This is a genomic window from Sandaracinaceae bacterium (assembly GCA_020633055.1).
Taxonomy (GTDB): domain Bacteria; phylum Myxococcota_A; class Polyangia; order Polyangiales; family Houyiibacteriaceae; genus JADJJE01.
Genome location: JACKEJ010000008.1, coordinates 110089 through 122897 on the forward strand (window position 1 = coordinate 110089; position 12809 = coordinate 122897).

General features: G+C 68.6%; 12 protein-coding genes. 2 read left to right on the plus strand and 10 right to left on the minus strand.

Translation table 11 applies throughout. The annotated features are described in order from the left end of the window. Positions 1-21 precede the first annotated feature (21 nt). Entirely contained in the window at positions 22-756 is a 735-nt protein-coding gene (elyC, locus tag H6726_17340) for an envelope biogenesis factor ElyC (GenBank protein ID MCB9659412.1), read from the minus strand. A gap of 75 nt (positions 757-831) precedes the next feature. Here elyC and H6726_17345 point away from each other — a divergent pair, with 75 nt between their 5' ends. Further along, on the plus strand, positions 832-1614 hold the full coding sequence (locus H6726_17345; protein ID MCB9659413.1) for a phage Gp37/Gp68 family protein: 783 nt from the start codon (positions 832-834) through the stop codon (positions 1612-1614). A 29-nt stretch (positions 1615-1643) separates the two neighbouring features. After that, positions 1644-2816, plus strand: a complete 1173-nt coding sequence (tcmP, locus tag H6726_17350) for a three-Cys-motif partner protein TcmP (protein MCB9659414.1) — start codon at positions 1644-1646, stop codon at positions 2814-2816. A 74-nt stretch (positions 2817-2890) separates the two neighbouring features. Here tcmP and H6726_17355 read toward each other — a convergent pair whose 3' ends face one another. From H6726_17355 to H6726_17395, 9 genes are all read right to left on the minus strand, one after another. Then, the gene (locus tag H6726_17355; protein MCB9659415.1) at positions 2891-3409 is read right to left on the minus strand and encodes a PaaI family thioesterase; all 519 of its coding nucleotides are present in this window, start codon (positions 3407-3409) and stop codon (positions 2891-2893) included. Continuing rightward, entirely contained in the window at positions 3406-4437 is a 1032-nt protein-coding gene (locus H6726_17360; GenBank protein MCB9659416.1) for a hypothetical protein, read from the minus strand. The genes H6726_17355 and H6726_17360 overlap by 4 nt, the downstream gene beginning before the upstream one ends. 18 nt (positions 4438-4455) lie before the next feature. Beyond that, positions 4456-5868 carry a coniferyl aldehyde dehydrogenase gene (locus tag H6726_17365; GenBank protein ID MCB9659417.1) on the minus strand — a complete coding sequence of 471 codons (1413 nt, stop codon included), beginning with the start codon at positions 5866-5868 and terminating at the stop codon, positions 4456-4458. Positions 5869-5966: 98 nt separating this feature from the next. Further along, entirely contained in the window at positions 5967-7667 is a 1701-nt protein-coding gene (locus tag H6726_17370) for a GMC family oxidoreductase N-terminal domain-containing protein (protein MCB9659418.1), read from the minus strand. A gap of 26 nt (positions 7668-7693) precedes the next feature. After that, positions 7694-8575 carry an SDR family NAD(P)-dependent oxidoreductase gene (locus tag H6726_17375; protein MCB9659419.1) on the minus strand — a complete coding sequence of 294 codons (882 nt, stop codon included), beginning with the start codon at positions 8573-8575 and terminating at the stop codon, positions 7694-7696. Beyond that, positions 8568-9425: an acetoacetate decarboxylase family protein gene (locus H6726_17380; GenBank protein ID MCB9659420.1), complete on the minus strand. Its 858-nt coding sequence runs from the start codon at positions 9423-9425 to the stop codon at positions 8568-8570. Before H6726_17380 ends, H6726_17375 begins: the two co-directional genes overlap by 8 nt. Before the next feature lie 9 nt (positions 9426-9434). Next, positions 9435-10643: an amidohydrolase gene (locus H6726_17385; GenBank protein MCB9659421.1), complete on the minus strand. Its 1209-nt coding sequence runs from the start codon at positions 10641-10643 to the stop codon at positions 9435-9437. Positions 10644-10662: 19 nt separating this feature from the next. Further along, positions 10663-11874, minus strand: a complete 1212-nt coding sequence (locus H6726_17390) for a cytochrome P450 (protein ID MCB9659422.1) — start codon at positions 11872-11874, stop codon at positions 10663-10665. Continuing rightward, on the minus strand, positions 11871-12806 hold the full coding sequence (locus H6726_17395) for a Rieske 2Fe-2S domain-containing protein (protein ID MCB9659423.1): 936 nt from the start codon (positions 12804-12806) through the stop codon (positions 11871-11873). The genes H6726_17390 and H6726_17395 overlap by 4 nt, the downstream gene beginning before the upstream one ends. Between the last annotated feature and the right edge of the window lie 3 nt (positions 12807-12809).

Genomic DNA, 12809 nt, shown 5'->3' on the forward strand with positions numbered 1-12809 from the left:
TGAGCGGCGGCCTGGCGCTCCTCAGCCGCGGAGCCACTGCCAGAGCTGGCCGAGTCCCTCGTAGAAGGCGCGCTCACTTTTGACCTCGGCCATACCCTCCACGCCCCAAGTGGAGTCGTCGCGGCTCATGCGCACGGCCGGGGCTGCGATGGGGTGCAGGCCGTGCCCCTCGAAGAAGCGCATGGCGCGCGGCAGGTGCGAGGCCTCGCTCACCAACGCGAACGGGCGGTCACCCACCACGGGCGCGATGGCCGCGGCCTCCTCGGCGGTGTCGCGCGGCTCGGGGAAGGCGCGGATGTGCTCGGCCGGGACGCCCATGCCCAGCGCCACCTCGCGCAGCACGACGGCGTGGGAGCGCTCGTCGGGCCCGCTGTAGCCCGAGACGATCAGCTGTGCGCCGGGGTTCGCGGCGATGATGCGCAGCCCTTCGGTGAGCCGGTAGAGCGACGACGAGCACAGCTGCGACGCGGGCGGCATGTCCGGGTCGGTCACGTGGCAGCCCCCGAGCACCACCACCGCGCCGACCGGCTGCGCCACGTCGAACATGGGGTAGTCGTCCTCGAAGGGCGCGAGCAAGGTGTCGGCGACCGGCTGCCAGCTGAGCAGGGCGAGCCACACGGTCGCGCCCCCCACCAGCCCACGCGCCACGCGCGGACGCTTGCGCCAGAGCAGCAGCGCAGCGCACAGCGCGAGGAGCGCGAGCGGGATCGGCATCAGGAGCGCGCCGATGAGCTTCTTCAGAGTGAACCCGATCATCGTGGATGCGGCGTCATAGCAGGCTCCTTTCGACGTAGACCCACTGATCTGCGGATGCTATGCATCTGTTCAGGTATGAGTGACGGTAGCGCTATCGAGTGGACCGATGCGACATGGAACCCCGTGCGTGGCTGCACCAAGGTGTCTCCAGGCTGCAAGCACTGCTACGCGGAGACTTTCGCTGAACGGTGGCGCGGCATTCCGAACCATCCGTACGGACAAGGTTTCGACCTACGCTTGGTCCCCGAGAAGCTGACGGAACCGCTGCGTTGGAAGCGACCGCGGCGCATTTTCGTGAACTCCATGAGCGACCTGTTCCAGGTCGGGGTCGACGACGACTTCATCCGCGCTGTGTTCGAGACAATGAACGCCGCGTCCTGGCACACCTACCAGGTGCTGACCAAGCGGGCTGAGCGCCTGCACGACGTCACGGCACGGCTCCCGATGTCCTTGGTGCACCAGAACCACATCTGGCTCGGAGTGAGCGTGGAGGACCGGCGCTACGGTGTACCAAGGATCGACGTGCTCAGAGCAGTCCCCGCTGCCGTGCGGTTCCTCTCGGTGGAGCCGCTGCTCGAGGATCTCGGTCGGCTCGACCTCACAGGCATCCATTGGGTCATTGTCGGCGGCGAGAGCGGTCCGGGGGCGCGACCGATGAGCCCAGAGTGGGTCGAGTCAATTCAGCGACAGTGCCAGGCGCAGCGCGTCCCGTTCTTCTTCAAGCAGTGGGGCGGCGTACAGAAGAGCAAGGCGGGCCGACAGCTCGGTGGTCGAACGTGGGACGAGTTTCCACGTTTTGAGCGACCCGCTGCGCGACGCGACCGTCAGGCTGCACGCGAGCTACGCGTACTCGAGTAGGAGCAGGATATCCGCCAAGAGGAGGGGGGATGGACGAACCATACAAGGACCGCGAGCAAAGCGCGGCAAAGCATCAGATCCTGAGGACATACCTTCAGCGGCTCGCCTACAAGGTCGCGCAAGCGCCGCGTCGGGCCATGACGATCAACTACGTGGACGCGTTCGCGGGACCGTGGGAGTCACAGCTGGAATCGCTGGACGACACGTCCCCGGCCATCGCTCTCCGTACCTTGCTTGACGTCCGAGCGTCACTCTTGCGCACGGGCGTCCGCATCGAAGTGCGCGCGTTCTTCGTCTCGAAGACGCAGGAAGGGGTCGACCAGCTGCAAAGGCTCGCGCAGCGGTTCCCAACTGCTATGGTCGAGATTGCGAAGGGGACGTTCGAGGAAGCGCTGCCTGCCGCGGTGAGATTCGCGCAGGGAGGAGTTGAACCTTTCACGTTCATCTTCATCGACCCAACGGGATGGACGGGCTTCTCGATGCGCAAGATCGTTCCCCTACTCCAAGTACGTCCAGGGGAAGTCCTGATCAACTTCATGCTGGAGTTCATTCGACGTTTCGCACACATCGAGGACGCTTCCTCGTCGGCGTCGATCGCTGATCTCTTCGGCGACCTCGACTGCCGCGAGGAATGGAGAGACGCTGCCGGAGAGGAGCGCGACGACCAGCTTGTCGCTGCGTACTGTCGCCGAGTAGCGTCCGCTGGAGCGTACGAACACTGCGTGAGCACACCCATATTCAAGCGAGACGAAGACCGAGAGCATTTTCGGCTCGTCTACGCGACGCGAAGCCACATGGGTCTTCTAACATTCCGCGAGGTGGAGGCACGCGGGCTCCTAAAGCAGAAGGAGGTCCGCACTGTCCTCAAGCAGGAGAAGCGGCAGCATCGGAGCGGACAGGGCGAGATGTTCTCCGCGGATGTCATGAGCCCGAAGGTGACCCACGAGGACCGTACGCGGAGGCGGCATCTGGAACGTGCATTGGCCGCTCTCGAGTCGTTGTTGTCGGAGCGTGGAGACGTGTCGTGGGACACTCTCCTGCTGACCGCGCTTCAGTTTCCGCTCGTCAACGAGGCCGACGCCAAGGCCTGGCTGGAGGGGCAACGACGAGACGGGTTCGTTGAAGTCCTGGGCTTGGAAGGCCGAGAGACGAAGCCGAAGCTTGGAAAGGGTCACCGCGTGCGTCGTCGCCACGTCCGGTAGCGCCACCATGAACAGCTCTGCGCTTCAACGCACGGGTGCTTCGCAGACCAGGCCAACTCCACCCACGGTCGGGATCACACCTGCAGAAACAGCCCGTTCGCCTCGGCGTGTTGCGTCGACTCACCGGCGCCATCGTTGCCGGGTGTGGTCACTCTGCACGTCACCCACACCTTGCGGCCCTGCACGTCGGTCACGCGGCCCTCGACCAGCAGCCAGGCGCCGGTGGGCACGAACGCGCGGTAGTCGATGTTCAGGTTGAGCGACACCACGGGCTTCCCGCTGAGCCAGCCCGTGGTGCCGGAGACGTCGTCGAGGACGGTGGCGATGGCTCCGCCGTGAGCCACGCCCGGACGGCCCTCGGCCTCGCGGCCGAAGTGGGTGACGGCGCGCAGGGCGAGCGTGGGCCTGTGCACGTAGTAGTTCGTGTGGATGCGCTCGCCGGTGGGGTTTGCGTGCATCCAGTTCTGCGCTTGGTTGGATGGCTTCCCCAGCAGTTCGTAGCCCGGGTCGTCCATGAGCGCGCGTGCCCACGGGGGGAGCGGCGGGAGCGAGGGGAGCAGCGGGTGAGTCGGCGTCGGGCGCATGTCGCTCATGAGCCCCCTCGTAGCATGCGCGACAGCGGGAGGTCGGTGGGCGAGAGAAGCCCTGGCTTGGCGCGGCACACGAAGGGCACCGCGTTGATGGCCTTCGTGCCGGTGGCCCACGTCCCGAGCAGGTCGCTCGCCCCGTGGACCTCGTGCGTGAGCCGGCTGCCCGGGGTGCCGCGCACGTCGACCTCGATCCACCCCTGGCTGGGTCCACCCGCGAGCCACTCGGGGCGCACGTACTCCTTGCCCAACAGGAAGCGCAGCTCGATGGTGGCCACGGGCGCACCCTGGCGCGTAGTGGACGCCTTCACCAGGAGCCCCGCCATGGTGCCCTTGGCGACGCGCAGCTTCTCGCTGTAGTCGCGCAGCGCCGGCTCGAACTCGTAGGTGAAGCCCACCCCGTCGTGCGGCAGGCCGAGCTCTTCGCACAGCAGCGTGGTGACCTCCTGCAGGCTGCGCGCGAAGATGCGGTAGGCCCCCTCGCTGCCGGCCAGCTCGGCCTCGGTCTTGCCGAAGCCGAACATCTCGAGGAACACCGGGCTCAGCGTGTCCTGCGGCTCGCACGTCTTGATGTAAATGGAGTCCACCTGCGTGCAGATGGACGAGCCCAGCAGCGCCAGCTCGTAGCTGAGCCCGGGGTTGAGGCCCGTGCCGTAGAGCGAGCTCTGCCCCTGCTCACAGGCGGCGACGATGGCGGGGTACACCGAGCGCCCCTTGGGGTTCCAGCCCGCGATGATGCTGACAACGTTCTTGCCGCTGGCCAAGATGGGGACGATCTCGCCGTAGCGCTCGGTGGGCGGGTTGTAGAGCACGCAGTCCGCGTCGAGCGCCAGCAGGGCGTCCATGTCGTTGGTGCAGCGCACGCCGAGCGGCGCGATGCCCGCGACCTCCCCCGCGTCGAGGCCCACCTTCGCCTCGTGGTGCACGAACGCGCCCACCAGCTCCATGTGCGGCGACGCTGCCACGGTGCGGATCTGATGGCGGGCGATCTCGCCCGTGTACCACTGGATGATGCGGAGCTTCTTGTCGCTCATGTCAGCGTCGCGCTCCGCTCACAGGCTCGTCATCTTCTTCAGCTGCTTCTCGGCGCGCTCGCCGAAGGGCGGCAGCATGCCCCCCAGGCGCTGCAGCGGCAGCTTGGTCTGGCGGTACACGGGGCGCGCGTGACTGAACGCCTTGAAGCCGTCCTGCCCATGGTAGTGCCCCATGCCCGAGGGTCCCGTGCCACCGAAGGGCAGGTCCTCGGCGCTGGCGTGCACCATCACGTCGTTGACCACCACGCCGCCCGAGATGGTGTGCGCGAGCACGTCCTGCACCACGCGCTCGTCGTGCGTGAACACGTAGAGCCCGAGCGGCCGCGGGTGTGTCGCGACGTAACGCGTGCAGTCGCGCAGCGCGTCGTACGGCTTGAGGATGAGGATGGGCCCGAACAGCTCTTCGCGCATGAGCGCGAGCTCCTCGGGTGGGTCCACCACCAGCGTGAAGGGGAGCTTGTGCGTGCCCTTCTGCGTGCTCAGGTCCTCGCCCGCGGGGTTGATGGCACGCACGTCGACGCCAGCTGTGCGCGCTTCGTCCAGGTAGCGCTGCAGGCGCGCGAGGTGCCGCGCATCGACGATGCTGGTGAAGTCGCGGTTGGCGAGGATGGTGGGGTACATCCCCGCCGTGAACTCCGCCGCGTGCTGCGCGAAGGCCTCGAGCTGAGCCGCGGGCACGAAGACGTAGTCCGGCGCGAGGCAGGCCTGGCCCACGTTGAGCGACTTGCCCGTCATGATCCGCGCCGCGGCCTCGGCCAGGTCGTAGTCGGGCGCGACGACGGCGGGGGACTTGCCGCCCAGCTCGAGTGTCACGGGCGTGAGATGCTCGGCCGCGGCCCGCATGACCTGCTTGCCGATGGCGGCCGAGCCCGTGAACACCAGGTGGTCGAGCGGCAGCGCCGAGAAGGCCGCGCCCACCTCCGGCCCACCGGTGACGCAGCCGACCTCGCTAGGGTCGAAGGTGCTCGCCACGAGGCTCTCCATCAGGGCTGCCGTGGCGGGGGCTACCTCGGAGAACTTGAGCATCGCGCGGTTGCCCGCCGCGAGTACGCCCGCGAGCGGCCCGAACACGGTGTTCACGGCGAAGTTCCAGGTGCCGAGGATGCCCACCACGCCCTTGGGCTGGTAGTGCACGTGCCCGCGCGCGCCGAAGAGGTTCAGGGGGAACGCGATCTTGCGCTTCTCGGGGGCCATCCAGCGGCCCACGTGCTTCTTGGCGTGCTTGAGCGCCTCCATGGTCGCGTAGATGTCCGACATCTGCGACTGGTGCGGCGAGCGACAGCCGAAGTCGTCGTTCAGCGCGGCGATGATGCGGTCCTGGTGGCCGTGCACGAGGCGCAGCGCGCGGTCGAGGCGGTCCACGCGCGTCTCGAGGGAGACGGCCCCCTGCGTCAGATATGCCTCGCGCTGGAGCGCGAGCAGGTCGTGCATGTCGTCGAGGCCGTACGCCGCCCGTCCGTCTCGTGTGCTCTGGCGTGCACCAGCCGGAGCGCTGGCTGCGTCACCCGTGTGCGCTACGGACGCCCCGCTCACAACACCGCTCCGTGCTCGGCGGACGCCACGCGGGCCGTCACAGGCGCCACATCCGCAGCAGCCAGCAGCGGCTTGCCCAGGATGAGGTCGCAGGCGCGCTCCGCCATCGCCACGGTGGGCGCGTGCGTGTTGCCGGAGGGCACGAGCGGGAAGATCGACGCGTCCACCACGCGCAGCCCCGTGAGCCCGTGCACGCGCAGCTGCTCGTCCACCACGGCCAGCTCGTCGCTCGCGGCGCCCATCTTCGCGCTGCCCACGGGGTGGTACACGCTCATACCCTCCTGCTTCCAGTACGCGAGGATCTCCTCGTCGGTCTGCACGTGCGCGCCGGGGAGGATCTCGCTCGTGGCGTGCGGCTGGAACACGGGCGCCGCGTAGATGCCGCGCAGCAGCTTGAACGCCTCGAGCGCCAGCGCGCGGTCGTGCGCCGTGCCCAGGTAGTTGTGCTGGATGATGGGAAACGCCTTCGGGTCCAGACCGCTCGCATGGACGCTGCCGCGCGCCGTCGGCCGCAGATACGTGATGGTGGCGTTGACCCCGGGCACGGGCGCCGCCACCATGTTGCCGTCCTCGTCTTGGCTGCCGGCGCCGGGCGAGAAGTGGATCTGGAACATCGGCCGGCCACCATTCAGGTGCGCGTCCTGGTTGGGGATGAACGCGCCCACGTTGCAGGCCGGAAACGTCAGCGGCCCGGTCTTGGTGAAGAGGTAGCGCAGCACCGTCCACAAGAGCCGCGGCATCTTGCCGTCGTCCGAGAGCGTGTGCGCGTTGCGCACGCCCATCTGCATCCAAGCCTGGTAGTGGTCCTGCAGGTTCGCGCCCACACCGGGCAGCGCGTGCTGCACGGGCACGCCCAGCGCGCGCAGCACGTCGGGGTCACCCACGCCCGAGAGCTCCAGCAGCGGCGGTGTGTTGTAGGCCCCGGCCGCCAGGATGACCTCGCGTTTGGCTTTGACCACCTGCGCACGGCCCTGCTTGTCGAGGTACTCCACCCCCACCGCCCGCTTGCCCTCCAGCAACACCCGCTTGGTGGTGGCGTGCAGCGTGATGCGCAGGTTCGGGCGCGCCTTCACGGCCTTGCTCAAGAACGCGTCGGCCGAGCTCCAGCGCTGCCGGTGCTTCTGGTTGAGCTGCATCAGCCCGATGCCCTCTTGGACCGCCCCGTTCAGGTCGTCGTTGCGCGGGATACCCGTGCTCACGGCCGCCTCGATGAACGCGTCCGTGATGGCGTACTCCCACGAGGGGTACGTGACGTTCAGCTCTCCCCCGTGCGCGTGGAAGTCCCCCGCCGGCCCGGGCTCGAAGTGCTCGGAGCGCTTGAAGTACGGCAGCAGCTCGGCGTAGCTCCAGCCAGCGCAGCCCGGCAGCCCGGCCCAGTCGTCGTAGTCCTCGCGCTGCCCGCGCATGTAGACCATGCCGTTGATGGAGCTGCAGCCCCCCAGCACGCGCCCCCGCACGATGTGCACGCGCCGGCCGTCGAGGTGCGGCTCGGGCGCCGTCTCGTACACGTTGCTGACGCGCTTGTCGTACATCAGCCGGCTGAAGCCGAGGCCCATCTTGATGAGCGGGTTGTTGTCCTTGCCGCCCGCCTCCAGCAGCAGCACGCGCGCGCTCGGGTCCGCAGACAGACGGTTGGCCACGCAGCAGCCCGCCGAGCCGGCCCCCACCACGATGTAGTCGTACTCGCTCGCGCTCATCTCAGCCTGCCTTCATGGGTCTCGCCTCAGCCGAGCGGTGGGTTCTCGCGCGCGAGGATGTTCTCGGTGCGGGCGCGCAGCTTGTCGTCGCTGCTGCCCAGCTTGGACAGGATCCAGAACTGCCCCTTGCGCACCCCCTCGAGCGCCATCTCGGCCACCTCCTCGGGCTCGGTCAGCTTGAAGTCCAGCCCGGCGCTCTTGGCCAGCGCGGCCATGTCCACGTAGGCCGCGGGGGCCTGCCCGGCCACGCGGTACTCGTCCGTGCGCGCGCGGTCCGAGTTGAGGATGTTGGTGTTCACGAGGAAGGGCCCGGGGAACAGCACGTGCGCCTGCAGCTGGGCCTCGGCCTTCAGGAACTGCGCGTGCAGCACCTCGGTCAGGCTGGTGAGGGCCGCCTTGGACGACGCGTAGACCGGCGTGGTGGGCAGCGAGGTGATGCCCCCGTTGCCCGACGACGTGTTGATGACGTGCCCCGGCTCGCCGCGCTCCAGCATGGTGGGCACGAACGCGCGGATGCCGTTCACCACGCCCATCACGTTCACCGCGTAGGCCCACTGCCAGTCCTGCTCGGCGATGGTCCAGAGAGGCTTCGCGGCCTCCTTCACGCCCACCCCTGCGTTGTTGAACAGCAGGTGCACGTTGCCGTACTTGGCGAACACCGCCGCTGCCAGCGCCTCCATGGACTCGGCCTTGATGACGTTGGCCTGCATGCCGTCCACGTCGAGGCCCTGCGCGCGCAGCTCGGCGCACACCTTCGCGATGTTCTCGGCGTCGATGTCGGCCAGCACCACCTTGGCGCCGTGCTGGGCCAGCTGCGTGACGATGCAGCGGCCCACGCCGCTCGCGCCGCCGGTCACCACGGCGACCTTGCCCTGGAAGTAGTCGTCCTGCGCGCTGGCCTCAGACATGGGCGCTCGCTCCTTCCGCGCCGCGGGACTCGCTCGCGAGCGGGATCTCGACGCCCGCCTGGGGCACGTCGTAACGCTGCGCGATGAACGGCGCGAGCCACTCGCCGGGCACCGTGCGCAGCACCTCGCCGCCCGTCTTGGTGGCCCCCTCGGCGAACTCCATGCGAACCAGGCGCTTGACCGGCACGTCCACCAGCGGGTCGTGCGCGGACTCGCGCAGGATGACCTCGCCGTCCTCCACGTGGCGCACCGACGTGTAGTTGCGCTCCCAGTTCAGGCGCGTGAGCAGCACCTCTCCGTCGAACCCGCCGTTGGGGTTCTGCTCGGGCATGCAGGTGGGCAGCGCCTTGAAGCAGAAGAAGTGCTCGGTGAACTGCTTGGGCGTGTCCGAGGGCGCGCCCAGCCGGCCGCGCAGCTCGAGGAAAGACACGCCGTGCCGCGTGACGCTGCCCATCACCCGCTCGTCGCTCAGCTCGAACGCCGTGCTGGCGATCTTCTTCGGCTCGCCGAACTTCTCGCGCCCACCGATGACCACGAACTCGCCCTCCATGGGCATGGCCAGCACGTAGAAGCCCGGCGCGCCCTCGTGCGTGCAGGCGACGCCGACCGTGGCCGCCCCCAGCCGCACCGTGCGCTCCGGCGAGAGGTGCATCGCGATGTTGGCGAACTGCACGAAGATCTCGGGGCGCGCGGCGGCCACCAGCGGCTTGGGCAGCAACGCCGCGGCGATCTCGGGCTCGGTCTCGTACAGCGCACGGATGGACTGCACGGTGTGCATGGTCTGCGTGGCGGCCGGCTTGGCCGCGCCGGGCGCCGGGGAGAGGTCTTGGACGTAGCGTAGACGGGCCATGCGTTGCTCCTACTGCGGGTCGCCCACGAAGAGCGCCTTCTCGGGTCCGATGCGCGCGGCAAGCGTGTACAGCGGCGCGGGGTCGAGGCCGTAGCAGGCGAGCGCGTTGGTGCCGAGCATCTGCGTGAGCTCGGCCTCCGGGATGCCCGTCATGTACTGCTTCATCTTCTCTTTGGTGTGCGGCCAGCTGCCCTCGGGGTGCGGGAAGTCCGTGCCCCACATGACGCTCTCCATGCCGATCTGGTGCCGCACCGCCGTGCTGCCCTCGTCGAACAGCGCCGACGCGCTGAGCCAGCAGTTGCGCCGCCAGTACTCGCTGGGTTTGAGCGTGAGGTTGGAGCGGAAGTCGCCGAGCTTGCCGCTCGTGTGCTTCACCGACGCACGCACGTCCATCATCTCCAGCATGGACGGCACCCAGAACTCGCTCACCTCCGTGAGGCAGAACTTGAGGTCTGGGAACAGCTCGAAGGCCCCGCCGAAGATCAGGTGCCAAAGTGGGCGCGCGGCCCACCACGCGAACTCGCACAGGAACACGCCCATGGCGCCGGGCAGCGAGAAGTCGTAGTCCGGCGCGGGGCCCGAGTGCGTGTGCACCACCATCCCGCGCTCGGCACACGTGCGCCACAGCGGGTGGTAGCGCGGGTGGTTGTAGGCCGGGTAGTCGCCCATCAGCGCCGGGATCAGGATGCCGCGCAGGCCGCGCTCGTGCGCCCAGACCACCTCGCGCACGGCCGCGTCCACATCGTACAGCGCGGGCACGATGGCGAGGCCGATGCGCCGCGTGGGCGCCGCCTGGCAGAACTCCACCATCCAGCGGTTGTGCGCGCGCGCACCCGCCCACTGCAGCTCGGGCGAGACCCCCCAGGGCTTGAGGCCCAGGCCCGCCCCGAACGGCGGCGCGTTGCGCTCGGTGATGCCATCCGGGAAGAGCACCTCGGCCGCCACGCCGTCGTCGTCGATGACCTGGTTGCGCAGGTCCGAGTCCCACGCGGCGGCCAAGAGCCCCACGTTCCCCTCGCGCCACTTCTCGTTGTAGTCCTTGATCAGGAAGTCCTTCTCGCGCGCCGCGCGCTCCGCGATCTCCGCCTCGATCTGCGCGTCGAAGGTCTCACGGTGCTGGGGGTCCAGATAGTCGCGGTACTTCTCGGGCAAGAGGCCGGCGTGACCGTCCGTAGAGACGATCAGGTAGCGGTCAGCGGTGGAGGGCGTTTCGGTCATGGCGGTGGTGCGGGCGCGACTAGGCGCGCGTGAAGGTGAGGTCCAGGTGGGCGAGCCCACGGATGAACGAGGAGCTCAGGCGCTCCCGCCGCCCTTCCGGCGCGAGGGACAGCGTCTCCATCTTACGCAGAAGCGCGACCAGGGTGGTGCTCAGCTCGAGGCGCGCGAGGTTGGCGCCCAAGCAGAAGTGCGTGCCGAAGCCGAACGCGAGGTGCTTCTCCACGCGCGGGTCGCGCCGCACGTCGAAGCGGTGCGGGTCCTTGAACACGCTCGGGTCGCGGTTGGCGGCGGGGTACATGAGCCCCACCATCTGGCCTTCGCGGATGGTCTTGCCGTGCAGCGTCACGTCGCACGTGGCGGTGCGGAACATGTTGGTGAAGGGCGTGACCCAGCGCGTCATCTCCTCGATGGCGGCCTGGATGACGCGCTCGTCGTCCACGTGCGCGCGCAGGTAGGCCCAGGCTTCCGGATCTTGGGCCAGCATCTCGAGCCCGCCCGCGATGGCGTTGCGCGTGGTCTCGATGCCCCCCGCCAGGATCAGCGCGTGCTCGAACAACAGCTGGTCTTCCTCGAGCTTCTGTCCGTCCAGCTCGGCGTGCATCCAGCGCAGCAACAGGTCGCTGTCGTCGTCGCTGCCCTCGCGCTCCGCCACCATCACCTCGTGGTGCTCACAGAACTCGCCGAAGGCTTCGTTCACCGCGTCGTCCACGTACTGCGGCCCCTGCCCACCGCTCACCATCACCTCGATCCAGCGGCGCAGCGTGGGGGTCATCTCTTGCGGCGCGCCGAGCATGGTGGCTACCAGCTGCGCCGGGAGCTGCGCGGCGAGGTCCTCGACGGCATCGAACGCACCGCGCTCGAGGAACGCGTCGATCAGCGTGTCCACGATCTCGGCACAGCTGGCCTCGATCTCTTTCATGGCCCGGGGCGTGAAGCCCTTGGCTACCAGTCCGCGCTGCTTGGCGTGGGCGGTCCCGTCCTGGTGGATCATGGAGGGGTCCGCCGGCAGGTTCGGGCGGTTGCCCTCCGTGGAGCAGAACGTCACCGGGTCGCGCGAGACGGCGAGCACGTCGTCGTAGCGGAACACGTACCAGAGCTCGTTGTGCTCGTCCCAGTAGAGGGGGTCGTGCTCGCGCAGGTAGTCGTAGAGCTCCCACGGGTCGTCGTGGGACTCCGGCGCGCACAGGTCCACCCCCCGAAAGCGCAGCGCGTCCATGCGTGGGTCACTCACGCGCCGGCTCCCGCGAAGAAGCCCCGATACCACTCGCGCACGCGGCCGATGGGTCCGTCACCGTCGGCCAGCACCGGCGCGTCGCGCCACTTCTTGTTCTCCCAGATGGCGACGTCCTGGAAGTACCCGTCGCGGGCCGCGGCCACCACGGCGCTCATGATCTCTTCGGGCAGCACCACGCCCACCCCGGTCTTCACGGCCACCCCGAAGCGCAGCAACAAGCGCCTCTCGTCGATGGGGATGTGCGCGTTGATGAGGACCATGGGGTAGGCCCAGGCCAGGTCTGTGAACTGGATGGCCGGGCCGTGATACGTGGCGACGGACGTCACGTCGATCTTCTCGCCGCGCAGGTTGCGCCCCTTGCCGAGCGTGCGCTGCGTGGCGCGCGGCCCGTCGATGATGACCTCGAACTCGTCGACGCGGGTGTTGTGTACGGGCAGGAAGTGCGCGCGGTCGGCGATGTTCTCGATCACCTCGCGCGGCTCGGTCTTGATCTCGGCCTGGTCCGTGCGGAGCTCGCTCCAGGCGGGGTCGTCCAGCTGCGGCAGCACGGGGATGTCGTAGTCGGGGACCGCTCCCTCCGGACCGAAGAAACCGAGGATCATGCCGTTCTGCTCGCGCAGCAGGCGCCCCTTCACCCCCGCGCGAGGCGGGATGCGCTTGGCATAGGGCACCTCCGTGCACACGCCCGACTTGCCGAACTTCCACGCGTGGAAGGGGCAGCGGATGCTGTCACCCTCCACCTTGCCACCGTGGCCCAGGTGGGCACCCAGGTGCGGACAGAAGGCCTCGAGCAGGACGGGCTCGCCCCCCTCGGTGCGGTACAGCACGAACTCCTGCCCGAAGTAGCGCACGGGCTTCACTTCGGTCGGGCCCAGCTCCTTGCTGAAGGCCACCAGGTACCAACCCTGGGCATAGGACGCGTCGGTCATGAC